This is a genomic window from Nocardiopsis dassonvillei, from assembly GCF_964273065.1.
Taxonomy (GTDB): Bacteria; Actinomycetota; Actinomycetes; order Streptosporangiales; family Streptosporangiaceae; genus Nocardiopsis; species Nocardiopsis dassonvillei_B.
The window spans coordinates 4,228,018-4,243,526 of sequence record NZ_OZ186815.1; the positions used below are offsets into that span (position 1 = coordinate 4,228,018).

The 15,509-nt window shown below is 73.7% G+C and carries 16 protein-coding genes and 1 tRNA gene; 8 read left to right on the top strand and 9 right to left on the bottom strand.

The features are described from left to right. Window positions 1-57: 57 nt before the first annotated feature. The 3 genes from rlmB to ACSUPR_RS18920 all read left to right on the top strand — a co-directional run bounded on the left by rlmB (window position 58) and on the right by ACSUPR_RS18920 (window position 1,902). Entirely contained in the window at window positions 58-1,038 is a 981-nt protein-coding gene (rlmB, locus tag ACSUPR_RS18910) for a 23S rRNA (guanosine(2251)-2'-O)-methyltransferase RlmB (protein ID WP_436886027.1), read from the top strand. Window positions 1,039-1,159: 121 nt separating this feature from the next. Next, window positions 1,160-1,232: transfer RNA gene (locus ACSUPR_RS18915), tRNA-Thr, on the top strand. A gap of 235 nt (window positions 1,233-1,467) precedes the next feature. Continuing rightward, window positions 1,468-1,902: a CoA-binding protein gene (locus ACSUPR_RS18920; RefSeq protein ID WP_436886028.1), complete on the top strand. Its 435-nt coding sequence runs from the start codon at window positions 1,468-1,470 to the stop codon at window positions 1,900-1,902. A gap of 50 nt (window positions 1,903-1,952) precedes the next feature. Here ACSUPR_RS18920 and ACSUPR_RS18925 read toward each other — a convergent pair whose 3' ends face one another. The 4 genes from ACSUPR_RS18925 to ACSUPR_RS18940 all read right to left on the bottom strand — a co-directional run bounded on the left by ACSUPR_RS18925 (window position 1,953) and on the right by ACSUPR_RS18940 (window position 5,853). Continuing rightward, window positions 1,953-2,636: a potassium channel family protein gene (locus tag ACSUPR_RS18925; protein ID WP_436886029.1), complete on the bottom strand. Its 684-nt coding sequence runs from the start codon at window positions 2,634-2,636 to the stop codon at window positions 1,953-1,955. A gap of 300 nt (window positions 2,637-2,936) precedes the next feature. Next, window positions 2,937-3,503 (bottom strand): dihydrofolate reductase family protein, encoded by a 567-nt coding sequence (locus ACSUPR_RS18930; protein WP_436886030.1) that lies wholly within the window; start codon window positions 3,501-3,503, stop codon window positions 2,937-2,939. A 146-nt stretch (window positions 3,504-3,649) separates the two neighbouring features. Next, on the bottom strand, window positions 3,650-4,516 hold the full coding sequence (locus tag ACSUPR_RS18935; RefSeq protein ID WP_436886031.1) for a DMT family transporter: 867 nt from the start codon (window positions 4,514-4,516) through the stop codon (window positions 3,650-3,652). A gap of 470 nt (window positions 4,517-4,986) precedes the next feature. After that, window positions 4,987-5,853, bottom strand: coding sequence for an LLM class F420-dependent oxidoreductase (locus ACSUPR_RS18940; protein ID WP_436886032.1), 867 nt, complete (start codon window positions 5,851-5,853; stop codon window positions 4,987-4,989). A gap of 220 nt (window positions 5,854-6,073) precedes the next feature. Here ACSUPR_RS18940 and ACSUPR_RS18945 point away from each other — a divergent pair, with 220 nt between their 5' ends. The 3 genes from ACSUPR_RS18945 to ACSUPR_RS18955 all read left to right on the top strand — a co-directional run bounded on the left by ACSUPR_RS18945 (window position 6,074) and on the right by ACSUPR_RS18955 (window position 7,448). Continuing rightward, window positions 6,074-6,340, top strand: coding sequence for a hypothetical protein (locus ACSUPR_RS18945; protein WP_436886033.1), 267 nt, complete (start codon window positions 6,074-6,076; stop codon window positions 6,338-6,340). A gap of 65 nt (window positions 6,341-6,405) precedes the next feature. After that, window positions 6,406-6,756, top strand: a complete 351-nt coding sequence (locus tag ACSUPR_RS18950) for a hypothetical protein (protein WP_436886034.1) — start codon at window positions 6,406-6,408, stop codon at window positions 6,754-6,756. After that, a complete protein-coding gene (locus ACSUPR_RS18955) occupies window positions 6,753-7,448 on the top strand; it encodes a hypothetical protein (protein ID WP_436886035.1) in 696 nt (231 codons plus the stop codon). The genes ACSUPR_RS18950 and ACSUPR_RS18955 overlap by 4 nt, the downstream gene beginning before the upstream one ends. 189 nt (window positions 7,449-7,637) lie before the next feature. Here ACSUPR_RS18955 and fusA read toward each other — a convergent pair whose 3' ends face one another. From fusA to ACSUPR_RS18975, 4 genes are all read right to left on the bottom strand, one after another. Beyond that, entirely contained in the window at window positions 7,638-9,740 is a 2,103-nt protein-coding gene (fusA, locus tag ACSUPR_RS18960) for an elongation factor G (RefSeq protein ID WP_436886036.1), read from the bottom strand. A 183-nt stretch (window positions 9,741-9,923) separates the two neighbouring features. Beyond that, window positions 9,924-10,118 carry a DUF1918 domain-containing protein gene (locus ACSUPR_RS18965; RefSeq protein ID WP_220564627.1) on the bottom strand — a complete coding sequence of 65 codons (195 nt, stop codon included), beginning with the start codon at window positions 10,116-10,118 and terminating at the stop codon, window positions 9,924-9,926. Between the two features lie 113 nt (window positions 10,119-10,231). Beyond that, window positions 10,232-11,440 carry a hypothetical protein gene (locus ACSUPR_RS18970; RefSeq protein ID WP_436886037.1) on the bottom strand — a complete coding sequence of 403 codons (1,209 nt, stop codon included), beginning with the start codon at window positions 11,438-11,440 and terminating at the stop codon, window positions 10,232-10,234. Then, a complete protein-coding gene (locus ACSUPR_RS18975) occupies window positions 11,440-12,003 on the bottom strand; it encodes a DUF4365 domain-containing protein (protein WP_436886038.1) in 564 nt (187 codons plus the stop codon). Before ACSUPR_RS18975 ends, ACSUPR_RS18970 begins: the two co-directional genes overlap by 1 nt. A gap of 172 nt (window positions 12,004-12,175) precedes the next feature. On the opposite strand from ACSUPR_RS18975, the gene ACSUPR_RS18980 reads away from it, so the two are divergent. Beyond that, complete coding sequence (locus tag ACSUPR_RS18980; RefSeq protein WP_436886039.1) at window positions 12,176-13,093, top strand: ABC transporter ATP-binding protein; 918 nt, start codon at window positions 12,176-12,178, stop codon at window positions 13,091-13,093. Continuing rightward, window positions 13,090-13,890 (top strand): ABC transporter permease, encoded by an 801-nt coding sequence (locus ACSUPR_RS18985; RefSeq protein WP_436886040.1) that lies wholly within the window; start codon window positions 13,090-13,092, stop codon window positions 13,888-13,890. The genes ACSUPR_RS18980 and ACSUPR_RS18985 overlap by 4 nt, the downstream gene beginning before the upstream one ends. A 262-nt stretch (window positions 13,891-14,152) precedes the next feature. Here ACSUPR_RS18985 and ACSUPR_RS18990 read toward each other — a convergent pair whose 3' ends face one another. Further along, the gene (locus ACSUPR_RS18990; RefSeq protein WP_436886041.1) at window positions 14,153-15,421 is read right to left on the bottom strand and encodes an alpha/beta hydrolase family protein; all 1,269 of its coding nucleotides are present in this window, start codon (window positions 15,419-15,421) and stop codon (window positions 14,153-14,155) included. Between the last annotated feature and the right edge of the window lie 88 nt (window positions 15,422-15,509).

Here is a 15,509-nt window from a genome sequence, read left to right on the forward strand (position 1 = left end):
CACCGGCCGGAGAACGCTTCCGGCATGCTCGCGATACGTAGCGGAGGGACGGCGACCATGCCGGCGAAGAAGAGCAAGAAGGGCCCCACCAAGGGCAGCGGCGGCAAGGGCCGCCGGTCCCTGGAGGGCAAGAAGGGCACCCTGCCCGCCGAACAGCGGCACTGGTACGACGGCAAGCAGCGCTCCAAGGCGATCCGCCGGGCCAAGGACGCGGAGGCCCCCGGCACCGCCCCGCGGTCGACCCGCGGCTCCGAGCCCGAGCGCCGCCGGGTCGACTCCGACCTGCTCGTGGGCCGTAACCCCGTCCTGGAGGCGCTGCGCGCGGGCATGCCCGCCAGCCGCCTCTTCATCTCCAACAGCCTCGACACCGACGACCGCGTCAACGAGGCCGCCCGCCTCGCCGGCGAGCAGGGCGTGGAGGTGCTGGAGGTCACCCGCGCCGAGCTCGACCGCCGCTGCGAGAGCAACGGCCAGCCGGGCGCCGTCCACCAGGGCATGGCCCTCCAGGCGCGGCCCTACCGCTACCTCGTGCCCGAGGACCTGCTGGAGCGGGCGCTGGGCTCCGACGAGCCGCCGCTCATCGTCGCCCTCGACGGCGTCACCGACCCGCACAACCTCGGCGCGATCGCCCGCTCCGCGGCCGCGTTCGGCGCCGACGGCCTGCTCATCCCCGAGCGCCGCTCCGCCGGGGTCACCACCACCGTGTGGAAGACCTCCGCGGGCACCCTGGCCCGGCTCCCGATCGCCCAGGCCACCAACCTCACCCGTGCCCTGGAGGCCTTCAAGAAGGCGGGCGTGTTCGTCGTCGGCCTCGACGCGGACGGCGACGCCGCCATCCCGGGCCTGGACCTGGCCACCGGCCCGCTGGTCGTGGTGGTGGGATCCGAGGGCAAGGGCCTGTCCCGCCTGGTGCGCGAGTCCTGCGACGTGATCGCGAGCATCCCGATCCGCAACGCCGAGTCGCTCAACGCCTCGGTCGCCGCCGGGGTGTCCCTCTACGAGGTCGCGCGCCTGCGCGCCGAGCAGCGGGACTCCTGACCTCCCTCCCGTCCCCGGTTCCCCGATGCGGAACCGGGGACGGGCTTTTCCGAGTAGGCCGGAACGCGCCTCACCCGGTACCATTCGGGTGGACGCGGCTCCTGCGGGAGTCCGGCGCCCCGCCGGCGTAGCTCAATTGGCAGAGCAGCCGCCTTGTAAGCGGCAGGTTAGGGGTTCAAGTCCCCTCGCCGGCTCTCACCTCTTTCGACCTGGGACGTCTCCGGGCGCGACCCGCCCCTGTGCGCGTGCGACCGCCCGGAGAGCCACCGCCCACGGCCGTCCACCGCATCCGCCGTGGCCCACGGGACCCGGCCGCCGGACCGCCGGGGCCGCACATCCGCCCGCCCGCGGGCCGGGACCGGAGCCGCGGGGACGGTTCTCCGCCCAGCGGCGGGAATCGGCGGCGTTGCGGGGATGTTGTCCACCGACATGACCGAGCCGTGGCTGAACCCCGAGACCATCGACCACCTCCTCGACGACACCGACACCTGGGCTGTGGTCGGCCTGTCCAACGACCCGCGGCGCACCGCCCACGGCGTCGCCCGGGTGCTGCAGGCCAAGGGCAAGCGGATCGTCCCGGTCCACCCCGGAGCGGCCGCCGCGGGCGAGGAGGTCCTGGGCGAGAAGGCCTACGCGACGCTCGCCGAAGCGGCCGCCGCCGTCGGCGTCATCGACGTCGTCGACGTCTTCCGCCGGTCCGAGGCGGCGGGGGAGTTCGCCGACCAGGCCGTCGCGGTCGGCGCCCGCGGGGTGTGGTTCCAGCTCGGCGTGGTCGACGAGGAGGCGTTCCGGCGCACGACGGACGCCGGGGTGCCGATGGTGATGGACACCTGCCCCGCCATCGAGTGGGGCAGGCGCGGCTGAGCGGCCGCCGGGGCGGCCGGCGCCGCGGCGGCGGGCGCCGCGGGCCGGCGTCAGGAGGAGGGGGAGCGGGACTCCTCCTGGGCGCTCTGCAGGAACCAGGAGGCGACCGCGGCCGTGACCACGCCCATCAGGCCGATGCCCATGATCATCAGCACGGTGGCCACCAGGCGCCCCTCGAGGGTGACGGGGTAGTAGTCCCCGTATCCGACCGTCACGGCCGTCACCATGGACCACCACAGGGCGTCCCCGAACTCGGTGATGTTCGCGTCCGGCGCGCCGCGCTCCGCGTCGAGGACGGTGACCGCGCTCAGGAAGACCATGAGCACCGACGCGCCGCCGACGTAGACGGAGGTCCGGCCCATCAGGGAGATGCTGTGGGCGGAGCGGTTCAGCATGCGCACGATCGAGAACAGGCGCAGCAGGCGCAGGGTGCGGAACATGGGCGCCAGGATCAGGAGCACGTCGTACCAGTTGCGCAGGGCGTACCTCACCCGGTCCTCGCTCAGGTAGAGGCGGACGGCGAAGTCGATCGCGAAGGCGAGCCAGACCGTCCAGGACAGTGCCTGGAGCACGGTGTACAGGTCGGGTTCCAGTTCCGGGTCGATGATCGGCCAGGCGTAGGCGACGAGGAAGGCCACGGCGAGCAGCAGCATCGGCACCTCCGATCTGCGTTCCCACCGGGTCACGCGGCCGTCGTTCTCGATGTGCTGGGGGAGGGCGTCGTGTTCCGCCATGGGGGCACCCATCTCGGTCCGGGGTCGGTCGCCGGCCGCCGGATGCGCGGATCAGAGCGGGCGGCCTCGGGCACGCGGAACGGAGCGGGTCGCTTCCGCCACCGCTGACTTGGGAGGATAGGCGAATTTCCGGCCTCCGGGCGCACGGGGCGGCGCCCCGTACCCGGGGCACGCCGGATTTCGGACGAGGCCTCCGTCCGGCGAACCGGGTGGCCGCCGGGGCCGGCGGGCACGGCCGGGAGGCCGGGAGACCGTTACCCGGCCTCCCGGCCCCCGCCGGACCGCGCGGTCCGCTCCGGGTCAGCGGACGACGTCGAACACCTGCTTCTGGACGCCGTTGGAGTACACCTCGTGTTCCACGAGGTCCAGCTTGGTCAGGTCCTTGTCGGAGTCGCTGAACAGGCGCAGGCCCCCGCCCAGGAGCAGAGGGAAGACCAGCAGGTGGTAGCGGTCGACCAGGCCCGCGTCGGCGAGGCCGTGGGCCAGGGTGCCGCTGCCGTTGACGATGATCGGCCCGCCCTCGGTCTCCTTGAGGGCGGCCACGTCGTCCAGCGAGCGAAGGATGGTGGCGGGCCAGCGCTCGTCCTGCTCGGCGAGGGTGGTGGAGACGACGTAGCGGGGCATGGCGTTGTAGCCGCTGAACTCCTCGACCATCGTCGGCCACACCGGGGCGAAGGCCTCGTAGCTGCGGCGGCCGAGCAGCAGGGCGGTCGCCTCCTCCTGCTCGCGGGCCTTGATCCCGTAGGCGGCCTCGTCGAACTCGACGGCCTTGAAGGTCCAGCCGGCGTTGCGGTAGCCGGGCTCTCCGCCCGGGGCCTCCATGACGCCGTCGAGGGAGACGAAGGCGGTGACGATCAGAGTGCGCATGATGTGTGTTCCTCGTTTTCCGTCCGTGCTCACACCCTCTCGTCGAACGGCCGCCGACGGGATCGACACGCGCCGGGATTTTTCTCCGGGATTCTTCCGCCGCGGGCCGGGCGGCCCCCGCACGGGCGGCGGTGCGGACGGCGTGCTCAGGCGGCTCGCGGGGCGGGGGCCGGGAGGCGGGCGGTGAGGAGGGAGATGCCGTAGGCGGCGCCCGCGGCGGCCAGGGCCGCCGGGATGAGGCCGACCGGACCGCCGAGGAAGGACTCGCCCATGAAGGCGATGGCGACGGAGGACGCCGCCACCGGGTTGGCGACCGTCGTCACCCCCAGCGGCGAACCGAGCTCCACGCCCTGGTAGGCGGCCTGGGCCAGGAACACCCCGAGGAGGGCGACGACCGCGGTGCCCGCGGCCGCCGGGTGGGTGAACGCGGCTGCGCCGTCGGTGCCGAGGACGGTGACGGTCGTCTTGGCGAGCGCGGAGGAGACGCCGAAGGCGATGCCCGCCAGGGCGGCCAGGAGGTGGCTGCGCCAGGTGGCCGGGCAGCGGCCCGCCCCCCAGGCGCCGGCTGCGAGCAGGGCCAGGGTGCCGAGGGCGACGGTCCACCCGTCGGCGGTGGAGAGGGGCGTGCTCCGGCCGTCCGTCACGGACAGGACCAGCAGGACCGCCACCGACGCCACGACCAGGACCGCGCCCCGCACCTGTCGGCGGGTCAGCCGCCGTCCGCCGAGCCGGACGGCCCAGGGGATCGCGAAGACCAGGGTGAGGACGCCCAGCGGCTGCACCACGGTGAGCGGGGCGAAGGCCAGGGCCGCCACCTGGAAGGCGGCCCGCCCGCCGTTGAGGAGGATCGACGTCCACCACATGGGACTGGCCAGCAGCGCGCTGAGGGGGCCGCCCCCGACCAGCGGCTCGGGGACCAGGACCGCCAGCCTCCACTGGGACACCGCGGCCGCCGCGTAGGAGGCGCAGGACAGGGTGCCCAGCAGAACGCCGAGCCATATGTAGGGGTCCATGCCGGCGATCCTTGCGCGGTCCCGGAAGCCGTGTCGTCATACCGGGGGATGATCCCGGGCTACGGAGGGATGCTTCCGCGCGCCTTCGGTATCGGTGCGTCGGGTGCGCCGATGCGTCGGCCGGGTACGCGGACCCGGACGGCGGCCCCTCACCGGTCCGGACGCGGGCGGATGCAGCGGCCCGCGCCGAAGGGCCCGCCGTCCGGCCGAAGCGGGAGAGCGGCGGCGGTGGGACGCCGCGGCGCCCCGCCGCCCACGGCGGTGCCGTCCTGCGCCGTGCCGCTCCATGTCTGTGGCGGTGCGGTTCTCCATACCGGCAGCGGTGCGGGTCCCGTGGCGGTGCCGTGGTCCGCAGCGGTGTCCGGCCTGCGGCGGTGCGGTCACGGGTGCGCGGCCCCGCGGCGGCGCGGCCCGTGGTGCCCGGGCGCTCGGCCCCCGCGGCGGCGCGGGTCCGCGGTGAGGGGCGGGGCTCAGGAGTCGGCCACCTCCGGAAGGGCCGCCGCCAGCAGGTCCACCACGGTGCGCGGGTCCGGGAACCCCTGCCCGAACACGTAGGTGACGGTGATGCCCGCCCCGCGCAGTTCCAGCAGCCTCTCGACCAGGTCGTCGCGCCCGCTCCCGGCGTCGAGCGAGATCGTCGCCGTCCTCTCGACCTCCTCGGGGTCGCGGCCCACGTCCTCGCAGTGGCGCCGGAGCACGTCGAGCTTGTGCGGCACCTCCGGCCCGCCGAACAGGTTGCAGGCGTCCGCGTACCGCGCCACCAGCCGCAGGGTGCGCTTCTCGCCCATCCCGCCGATCATCAGGTACGGACGCGGGTCGGACAGGCCGCGCGGGTTGCCGAGCATCCGCTCCAGCCGGTGGTGCTCGCCCTCGAACGCGCCCTCCTCACCGCTCCACATGCCCAGGCAGATCCGCAGGGTCTCCTCCAGCCGGTCGAACCGCTCGGCCACCGGCGGGAAGGGCAGCCCCAGCCCGCGCGCCTCCGCCTCGTACCAGGCGGCGCCGATGCCCAGTCCGGCGCGGCCGCCGGAGAGCGTGTCCAGGGTGCTGATCTGCTTGGCCAGGACGCCGGGCCGGTGGTGGACGGCCCCGGTCACCAGGGTGTGCAGCAGCACCCGCTCGGTGTGCGCGGCCAGGAAGCCGAGCGTGGTGTAGGCCTCCAGCATGGCGTTCTCGGGGGGACCGAGGGCACCGCCCAGCTGCCAGTAGTGGTCCATCACGGTGATCCGGGAGATCCCCGACGCCTCGGCGTGCCGTGCGGTGTCGGCCAGGCGGCCGCCCAGTTCGGGGACGCCCCCGTCCCAGGTGAAGTCGGCGATGTGCAGCCCGAGTTCCATGTGCCCTCCAGGGGGTGGCGGATAGGGGGTGGCGGGTCGGGATCCCCGACCGGGACCCAGTCTCGCCGCCACGGAGGGCCCGCGCCAGTGCATCGCCGGACCTGTGGAGAACCCGCAGGACACCGCGGGCGGGGCGCGTCGGGACCACGCCCGCGGGGCCGGCCCCGGGGTCGGTTAGGATGCGCGGCATGTCCTCCACCGCACCCGCCGGAGTCCGCAGATGAACCCCGCCTCCATCGTCGCCTGGGTGCTCTTCGCCGTCGTCTTCGCGCTGACCCGCGCCTTCACCCGGGACCTGTACGCCGACCTGTTCGGCGGCCCCGGCCTCGCCGCGACGCTCGCCTCCTTCGGCACCGCCACCGCCCTGGGCCTGCTGGTCCTCGCCGCCGTCCAGCGGTTCGCCGGGCGTTCGCGACCGGAGCGGACCGGGGGCCGTCCGGGCCCGCCGGAGCCGCGCGAAGGCGACCGCCGGGCATCCGGTAGGTAACGGAAAAGCCGCAGCCCCAGGGGTTGTGGAACTTTCGGGGGTCCCGGGACCGTAGACTCCTGCGGGTGAGCAGAACAAGCCCGGGGCGGCGCCGGGCACCGCGGGGCGGTCACGACCGGCGGCGGGAGGGGATCCTGCGAACCGCGTTGGAGGCCTTCACCGCGCGCGGTGGGGTGTCCGCCGGCGGGACCCCGGTCCGGGGCGGACCCGCCCGGACGGGCGTGCTCCACTCCTCCCCGCCCAAAGCCGGTCTGCTCACCGGGGCCCCGCGCACCGCCGCCACCGGCCCCCGTCCCGCCCCGACCGCCGTGGACGGGCTCCCGCCGCCGCGCTCCGACGCCGTCGACACGGCCGCCGCCCGCACCACCGGCCGCCGGACCGGTGCCGGACCGCTCACCGGGGAGGAAGACCAGTGAGAGAGGCGGTCGAGCGGCTGTACGCGGTGTTCTCACGCCACCCCCTGGCGGCCCGCATCGACGGCTGCCCGCACTGCGTCACGGACGAGGACCAGCGCATGCTGCGCGGCTCGCCCCTGCGCGAACTCGGTGAGGACGACCTGCGCAGGTTCGTGGCCAAGGCCCTCACCACCTGGGGCGGTGTCGACGACCTGCGCCACTTCCTGCCGCGCATCCTCGACCTCGCCCTGCCCGGCGGCGGGCTCATCGACATCGACACGGTGGCCGCCAAGCTCGACCTGGCCCGCTGGTGGCAGTGGCCCGCCGACGAGCGCGCCGCCGTCCGCGCCTGCTTCGTCGCCCTGTGGCTGCGCACCCTGGACCGCGAACCCGAGGACCGTCCCGCCGTCCTGCTCCTGGACACGCTGGCCACCGCCTTCGACGACCTGTCCCCCTTCCTGGACACCTGGACCGAGCGGCTGCGGCGCTGGTCCGCCCATCCCCGCGCCCTGCGCCAGTTCGCCGACACCGCCGGCACCGTGGCGGCCACCTCGCCGACCGTGCGCCACCCCCAGGTGGTGATCTGGCTGCTCGAGCTGATCCCCCTGCTGGAGACCCTGTTCAAGGAGTTGGAGGACGTGGACACCGGCCTGGCCGAGGCCGTCCTGGACACCCACGACCAGCTCGTCCTGCTGCGCGCCGCCGTCCTCTGACCGAGGCTCCGCGGGGCCGCGCCCCCGGTCCGGCAGCCGCGGGAGGACCTGTCCCGCGCGCCGTGCGGCCGCCGCGGGCGCCCGGTGTCCACGCGCGTCCGAAGGCGCGGTGCGGGCGTCGTCCCCGCTTCCCGGGCATGCGGTCCCCGTATACGCGAAGGCCCCGCCCCCTGGGGGGACGGGGCCCGTTCAGCGGCCGATCACCGCCGCGGCCACCGCGTCGGGCGCCTGTGCGTAGGAGTCGAACTCCATCCCGAACGACGCCCGGCCCGAGGTCCGGCCGCGCAGGTCGCCCACGTAGCCGAACATCTCCGCCAGCGGCACCGCCGCCGAGACCACCCGGGCCCCGCGCCGCTCCGCCAGCGACCGCACCCGGCCGCGCCGGGCGTTGAGGTCGCCGATGACGTCTCCCACGCAGTCCTCGGGAGTCGTCACCTCCACGGCCATCACCGGCTCCAGCAGTGCCGGGTCGGCCTGTGCCAGCGCCTCCTTCACGGCCTCCGCCGCCACCGCCCGGAAGGCCAGGTCCGAGGAGTCCTCGGTGTGGAACGCGCCGTCCAGCAGGCGCACCCGCACCCCGGTCACCTCGTACCCGGCCAGGACGCCGAGCCGCAGCGCGTCCCGGCAGCCCCGGTCCACCGCGGGGACGAACTCCCGCGGCACGCGGCCGCCGGTCACCTCGTCGACGAACTCGTACCCGCCCTCGAACGGCTCGACGGCGATCCGCACCCGGGCGAACCGGCCCCGGCCACCGGTCTGCTTCCGGTGCGTGCGGTCCACCGACGGCACCGCCCGCCGGATGGTCTCCCGGTAGGCGACCCGCGGCCGGCCCACCCGGGCGTCCACACCGAACTCCCGCAGCAGCCGGGCGATCTGGATCTCCAGGTGCAGCTCGCCCATGCCGCCCAGGACGGTCTGGCCGCTCCCGGCGTCGGCGTGCACCCGCAGTGACGGGTCCTCCTCAGCCAGCCGGGCGACCGCCGACGACAGCCGGTCCCGGTCGGACCGGGACCGGGGCTCCACCGCGACCTCGATGACGGGGTCCGGGAAGTCCATGGCGTCCAGCACGACCGGGTCCGCCGCGTCGCACAGGGTCTCCCCGGTCGCGGTCCGGCGCAGCCCCATGACGGCGACGATGTCACCGGCGACCGCCGCGGGGATCTCCTCCCGGGTCGCGGCGTGCACGCGGTAGATCTTGCCGATCCTCTCCTTCTCTCCTCGCAGCGGGTTGTACACCCGCCCACCGGTGTCCAGCCGACCGGAGTACAGCCGGACGAACGTCAGGCGGCCCAGGTGCGGGTCGCCCGTGATCTTGAAGGCCAGCGCCGCCAGCGGCGCGTCCTCGGAGGGAGGGCGCGCGACCGCGGTACCCGCGTCCCCCGGGCGGACCCCGGCCACCTCCCCCGCGTCGAGCGGGGAGGGCAGGTAGCGGACCACGGCGTCCAGCAGCGGCTGCACCCCCTTGTTCTTGAACGCGGTACCGCACAGTACGGGCGTCACGGTGACGGGCCCGTCCCCCGAGCCGACGGTCAGCCGGCGGATCGCCGCCCGCAGCTCCGCCTCGCCGGGCTCCTCGCCCCGGACGTACAGCTCCATCAGCTCCTCGTCGTGCTCGGCGACGGTCTCCAGCAGGCGGGCGCGCCACCGCCGCGCCTCCCCTTCCAGCTCTCCGGGGACGGCCGCGACCTCGTACTCCTCGCCCGGGCCGGTGTCGGCCGACCACACCAGGGCGCGCATGCCGACCAGGTCGACCACGCCCCGGAAGCCCGCCTCCGCGCCGACCGGCAGGTGCAGGACCAGCGGCACCGCGCCCAGCCGGTCGCGGATCATCTCGACGCACCGTGCCATGTCCGCGCCGACCCGGTCCATCTTGTTGACGAAGCAGACGCGCGGCACGCCGTAGCGGTCGGCCTGGCGCCACACGGTCTCGGACTGGGGCTCGACTCCGGCCACCGCGTCGAACACCGCGACCGCGCCGTCCAGGACGCGAAGGCACCGCTCCACCTCGACGGTGAAGTCGATGTGGCCGGGGGTGTCGATGAGGTTGACCGTGTGCACCGCGCCGTCGACCGTCCACCGGCAGGTGACCGCCGCCGAGGCGATGGTGATGCCGTGCTCGCGCTCCTCCGGCAGGAAGTCGGTGGCGGTGGTGCCGTCGTGGACCTCGCCGACCTTGTGGGAGGTGCCGGTGTAGTACAGGATGCGCTCGGTGGTGGTGGTCTTGCCCGCGTCGATGTGGGCCATGATCCCGATGTTGCGGACCGCGGCCTGTTCCATCCGTGTGGTGGCCATGCCGTCCATTCCTCTCCGTCCGTCGGGGCGACCATTCGGGCGGTGCGCGCATGCCTGTGCGGCCGTGGGTACGGCCTGCCGCCTGCCGGGAGCGTACGGGGCCGAACGCTTTGCGGGCCAGCGGTTTTCGGACACGCGAAGGGCGGCGGACCCGCGTGGTCCGCCGCCCCCGTGGACGCTCCGTCAGTCGACCGGGCGCCGGGGCTCCACCACCGTGTCCGGCCCCGGGTAGATGAGGCGTTCCGCCCCGTCCGGGAAGCGCACCAGGTAGGGAGGGCCGTCCTCGGCCCCGCGCACCTCGATGATCTCCCCGAGGTGCCGCCCGTCGCCGCTGGTGACCCCGTGCGTGCGCAGGTGGTCGCCGACCTTCGCGTGCATGGTCCTCCCCCGTTTCCGCCGGTCCCCCCGACCGGCCCGTACCGGGGGTCTACCCGGACCCCCTCCCACCCGAACCGGACCCCGGGGCGCCCCCGGACCTGTCCGGAAGAGCCCTAAGTGCTGTTCTCTTCGCTTCCTGCGTGCGCCCGCTTTTCGGGAGAGTTCTTAAGGAAACTCGCGTCGACCGCGATATCTCCGGTCAGGCGCCAGGCGCGGCGCTCGAAAGCGAGATCCCCGGTGACGCCGATCGGTACCTTCTTCAGATAGGACATGATCGCCCAATGGTGGTTTTCCCCGGTGAGAGCCATGTGGACGCTTCGCGTTCTCCCCCGTATCCGCGTCAGCAGCGTCACGATAGCGGCCTCCTCCTCGTCGGAGGACGGCTCTTCGCGGGTCAGGCTCTTGACGGTTCCGAAGAGTGTGGTCCTCCGCGGAGGCTCCTCACGGCGGACCAGGCGTTCGCGGATTTCGGGGAGGCCGATGATGACATCCCTGTCCACGATGATGGGCTCGTTCTGGCCTTCTGGTTCCGGTTCGGCGGTAGACCATTTGAAGGAGAAATCCAGCGAGCGGATTTCTCGGGGTTCCGCCATGTTCTCCAGGGATTCCACCAGCGAAGAGCTCAGTCCGAGTTCCGCGGGCGACTCCGGGGCTTCCTCGTCCCGGTTCAGGGCGAGCCTCCGGGTGGACCGCAGTCCCAGGGCGAGAGTCGTCAGGACCTGGCGGGAGAAGGTTGTACGGGCCGGGCCCCCCGCGTCGTCCTCGGCATTCGTCAAGGGCGGGCCGGTCGGATCGACGAAGACACAAAAGACGAAGCTTCCTTCTCCGGTCTGGCCGAGGCGGACGTACTCGTCCAGGAATTCGGATACCACCGCAGGCCTGCGCCCCCGGTGCGAATGAAGCGGGTCCGCCGCCGTCGTGGCCGCGGCCTTCACCATCCTGAAGAGCGATTCAACGGTGCTCTCCGCCTGACGGAAGGGTATGGATCCATTGTCGCTTGGCTGGTTGAGTCGCACCAGAAGGGTATCGAACTTTGCGAGGGATATACGACTTCGGAGTTCTTTTATGTCGATGTCGTAAACATGGCAGAGGGAATCCAGGGTGTCCCGGAACCTCTTGTGGAAATCCACGTAATCAGTTGCCAGCGGGAGCATGATGCGCGCGGGTCCGAATTCTGAAGATCCGTCGAGTCGCCATATCTCCCTGACATCCGGTTTCCTGCTTTCCAGTTCCCAGCCCTGGCTTGCGAGGAACCTGGAGACGGCGCCGGGGGTGAGCAGGGCCGCGGCCTCCCGGAAGGGGTCGAGCGTGGTGGGGGTCATCAGAAGCCTCCCTCCTGCTCGCCGATCCTTTTCATGATGCCCTTGAGCGCGCTCGGAGTAAACAGATTGGCGCGGGGCAGGTGGACGGTCCGGCTTCCGCCGATTTCCTCGGTCGTCGCCAGTTCGCTCGCCGACTGCCAGTACATCCGGCTTTCGGTGAGGAGCCCGTGTTCACCGACCGAGAGCCACCGGTCGGGCTCCTCGGGTACGACGAGGACGCCGAGGTATGCCGGGATGAACCGCTTGCCCCGGGTCAGTTTGCGGAAGGGCTTCGCCTTCATCGGCCAGGCCAGGTGGGTGTCGGTCAGATACCTCGTCTGGGTCGTGCACTTGAGCTGGAGCTCGAACTCGGGACCGTAGTAGCGGCGGTACTCCGCGGACGAGGCGAGCGTGATGTCGACGCCGTCGTAGTCGGTCTCGTGCGTCTTGATGCTGCAACCGGCCGTGTACGTCACCAGCCGGGTGAAGGCCAGGCTGAAGTGCTCCTGCCGGGCGTTCATCGGCAGCTGGCCGTCGATGAGGTCGTCCTCGCCCCTGGGGCGATCGTCGTCGACCTCGGCCATGTGTCTCCCGGAGAAATCTTGGGGTTCGCGGGATCACTGTAGCGATTCCCCGGCCTTCATGTGCCGAGAACCCCTACGCACAAAGGGGTAGGCGGGAGCCGACGAACCTCCGATGCGCCGGGAGGCCGCGCGGCAGCAGGCTGTCAGGGACTACGAGACGAGGAGGACGCGCATGCCGACGGTGCGGGACCTGACCAAGCGCTACGGGGACAGGACGGTGGTGGACGGGCTCACCTTCACGGTGGAGCCCGGCCGGGTCACCGGGTTCCTCGGCCCCAACGGTGCGGGCAAGACCACCACGATGCGGATGCTCCTGGGGCTGGCCGCGCCCACCTCGGGGGAGGCTCTGATCGACGGACGCCCCTATCGGGACCTGCCCCGGCCCGCGCTGCGGGTGGGCGCGGTGCTGCCCTCGGGGCCCGCGCACCCCGGGCGCTCCGCCCGGGCCCACCTGCGGGCCAAGGCGGCGAGCATCGGCCTGCCCCGGAGCCGGGTGGAGGAGGTGCTGGAGCGGGTCGGGCTGGCCGAGGCCGCCGGACGCCGGGTGGGCGGGTACTCGCTGGGCATGCGGCAGAGGCTGGGTGTGGCCGACGCACTCCTGGGCGACCCCGGGGTGCTGGTGTTCGACGAACCCGTCAACGGCCTGGACCTGGACGGGGTGCGGTGGATGCGCGCGCTCCTGCGGCGGATGGCGGACGAGGGGCGAACCGTGTTCGTCTCCAGCCACCTGATGAGCGAGATGGAGGCGGTCGCCGACCACCTGGTGGTCGTCGGGCGGGGGCGGCTGATCGCCGACGCCCCGCTCGCCGAGGTCATCGGCGCCTGGTCGCGCACCCACGTGGAGGTGCGCACCCCCGACCCCGGCCCCCTGCGGGAGCGCCTGGAGCGCCGCGGCCCCGGGGTGCGGGTGGAGGCCGGGCCCGGACTGCTGCGGGTGTTCGGCCTTCCGGCGGCCGGGGTCGGGGACCTGGCGCACGAGGCCGGGGTCCGCGTCCACGGCCTGCTGACCAGGGCGGCGTCCCTGGAACAGGCCTACCTGGAGCTCACCGGCGAGGCCGTGGAGCACGAGTCCGAGGAGAGTGCCCGATGACCGTGACCCGCGGCCGGTACCCGGTCGAGCTGGGCAGGGAGGCCGCCGCGGAGTGGATCCGCCTGACCTCCCTGCGCTCCACCTGGTGGGCGGTGGCCGCGGCCCTGCTCGGCATGGCCGTGTTCGCCGCGCTCATGGGGTTCACCGAGCTGTCGCGGATCTCCGAGAACCCCGACGAGGCCGACGCCCTGGCCTACTCCCGGCTGCTCTCCCAGGGGCACTTCTACCTGGTGCAGTTCACGGTCCTGACGCTGGCCGCGCTGGCCGCCACCGGCGAGTTCGGCGACCGGGGCGTCACGGGGACCCTGCTGGCCAGGCCGGACCGGACCCTGGTCCTGACCGCGCGCACCCTGGTGGTCGCGGGCCTGGCCGGAGCGGCCGGAGTCCTGGCCACCGCGGTGGGGGCGGCGGTCCTGGCCGGGTTCGTCGGCCCGCACGCGGCCCCGGACCCGTCGGCGCTGGCCGGGACGGCGCTGGGTGCGGGGCTGTGCATGGCGCTGTTCGGCGCCCTGTTCACCGGTGTCGGCACGGCGCTGCGCAGTACCCCGGGAACGTTCGTGGTCGGCTTCCTGCTGCTCCTGGGCCTGCCGCTGGTGCTCCAGCTGTCCGGGAACCCCGTGCTGGACGACCTGGCGGCGCTGGCCCCGGGCACCGCCGGGATCGAGTTCTACGCGGGCGGTGACGTGGGCTTCTACACCGCGCCCCACGACGGCCCGGTGAACATCGTCGTGGTGGCGGGGTGGGCGGCCGCCGCCTGGATCGTCGCCCGCGCGGAGTTCCTGGTGCGCGACGTGTGACCGCGGGGTCCCCGGTTCCGCGCGGAGGCCCGCGTGGTGCCGGGGCCTTCCACCGGGGGCACCGGGGCTGTCGGGCCGACTGTGGACCCAGAGGCCGGGGGCCCGCTGAGTCCGCCGGGTCTGCCGGGTCTGCCGGGCCTGCCGGGTCGGCCGGGTTCTCAGTGCCGGCCGGGTTCTCAGTGGCTCTCGGGCCTGCCGGGTCCGCCGGGACCGCCGGGTCCGTTGGCCCGCCGGGACCCGGGTCCCGGCGGGCCAACGAGCGTCAGTGCTCGGCGGCCTCCGTCACCGGGGGCACCGGGTCCGGCAGCGGGGACGCCCCGCCCCGCAGGTGGTGGTCGAAGAACGCCGCCAGGTGGGCGCGCTGGGCGGCGACCGACTCCTGCGGGTCCACCGTGCCCACGCCGCCCCGCACCGCCCTGTCCCAGGCGGGGGAGGACGGGGCGAGGGCGTCCTCCACCTGCGGGAGGATCCACTGGAGGTCGGTGAACGACATGTGCTCCCCCTCGGACATGTACACCTCCAGGACCGGCGCGCTCGACGCCTCGACGAACAGCCGCCAGTCGGGGGAGTGGTCGGACCGGTGCGGGTGCCCGGCGCCGCCGCTCGTCCCGGCCCCCATCAGGGCGAAGGGGCGGGACGCCCCGGCCAGGGTGGCGTCGGACCACTCCTCGTCGCCCACGTGGTAGGCCATGCTGCCGTCCATGTTGACCCCGGCGTCGATCCGGTCGTCCACGAGCATCGCCTCCGCCGTCGTCACCCCGCCCAGGGAGTGGCCGAACATGCCCACCCGCTCCGTGTCCAGGGCGTCGGCCAGTCCCGCGGGCAGCGGTCTCCCGGAGTCGTCGGCGGTGTCCTCCCCGGCGGCGAACCCCTCCAGCCGGTCCAGCACGAACCGGGTGTCGGCCAGGCGCACCCCGCCGGCCAGCCTCCGGTTCCCGGTGTCGTTGGTGGGCAGGGAGGTGCGCAGCAGGCGTCCGTCGGGCAGCTCCACCACCCGCGCCTCGTAGGGGTGGTCCATGGCCGCCACGACGAACCCGCGCGAGGCCAGGTCCTCGCACAGCGCGGTGAACTGCAGGCGCGACATGCCCATCCCGGGGGAGAAGAGCAGCACCGGCAGGCCGGCGGCCGCGGCGTCGGCGTCGAGAAGGGAGGACGTCTCCGCCCCGGCCGCGTCGACGGTGCCGCGCGGGATCCCGTACTGCTCGAAGTCCGACTCCACCGTCCCGGCGAAGGACGCCGGGACGTACGGGGCGGGCTCCCCGTCCCCTTCGGCCGGGTACCAGACGTCGACCATGACGTCGCGGTCCTCGGCGGCCGGCACCCAGGGGTGGCCGCGTCCGGTGTCGACCAGGTGCAGGGTGGTGCGGCCGGTGGTGTGCGGGCCGGAGGGGGCGGGCGGACGCGGGGTGACGGGTTCCGGGGCGGTGACCGCGGACAGGGCGGCCGGGGCGGACAGCGAGGCGGCCAGGACCGCGGCGGCGCCGAGCAGGGCGCGGAGCCGGACGGCTCGCGGAGAGCGTGAACGTGTCATGTCCGCATGTTCCGCCGGGCCCGTGTCCGCGCACATCGCCCGGACGGCGTCGGACGCCTAGGCACAAAGGGGTAGGGGAGGACCCGGG

Bases quoted from the DNA above. Each gene is read 5' to 3' on its own strand.
- rlmB (WP_436886027.1), top strand. From the start codon at position 58: ATGCCGGCGAAGAAGAGCAAGAAGGGCCCCACCAAGGGCAGCGGCGGC.
- ACSUPR_RS18920 (WP_436886028.1), top strand. From the start codon at position 1,468: ATGACCGAGCCGTGGCTGAACCCCGAGACCATCGACCACCTCCTCGAC.
- ACSUPR_RS18925 (WP_436886029.1), bottom strand. From the start codon at position 2,636: ATGGCGGAACACGACGCCCTCCCCCAGCACATCGAGAACGACGGCCGC.
- ACSUPR_RS18930 (WP_436886030.1), bottom strand. From the start codon at position 3,503: ATGCGCACTCTGATCGTCACCGCCTTCGTCTCCCTCGACGGCGTCATG.
- ACSUPR_RS18935 (WP_436886031.1), bottom strand. From the start codon at position 4,516: ATGGACCCCTACATATGGCTCGGCGTTCTGCTGGGCACCCTGTCCTGC.
- ACSUPR_RS18940 (WP_436886032.1), bottom strand. From the start codon at position 5,853: ATGGAACTCGGGCTGCACATCGCCGACTTCACCTGGGACGGGGGCGTC.
- ACSUPR_RS18945 (WP_436886033.1), top strand. From the start codon at position 6,074: ATGAACCCCGCCTCCATCGTCGCCTGGGTGCTCTTCGCCGTCGTCTTC.
- fusA (WP_436886036.1), bottom strand. From the start codon at position 9,740: ATGGCCACCACACGGATGGAACAGGCCGCGGTCCGCAACATCGGGATC.
- ACSUPR_RS18965 (WP_220564627.1), bottom strand. From the start codon at position 10,118: ATGCACGCGAAGGTCGGCGACCACCTGCGCACGCACGGGGTCACCAGC.
- ACSUPR_RS18970 (WP_436886037.1), bottom strand. From the start codon at position 11,440: ATGACCCCCACCACGCTCGACCCCTTCCGGGAGGCCGCGGCCCTGCTC.
- ACSUPR_RS18975 (WP_436886038.1), bottom strand. From the start codon at position 12,003: ATGGCCGAGGTCGACGACGATCGCCCCAGGGGCGAGGACGACCTCATC.
- ACSUPR_RS18980 (WP_436886039.1), top strand. From the start codon at position 12,176: ATGCCGACGGTGCGGGACCTGACCAAGCGCTACGGGGACAGGACGGTG.
- ACSUPR_RS18985 (WP_436886040.1), top strand. From the start codon at position 13,090: ATGACCGTGACCCGCGGCCGGTACCCGGTCGAGCTGGGCAGGGAGGCC.
- ACSUPR_RS18990 (WP_436886041.1), bottom strand. From the start codon at position 15,421: ATGACACGTTCACGCTCTCCGCGAGCCGTCCGGCTCCGCGCCCTGCTC.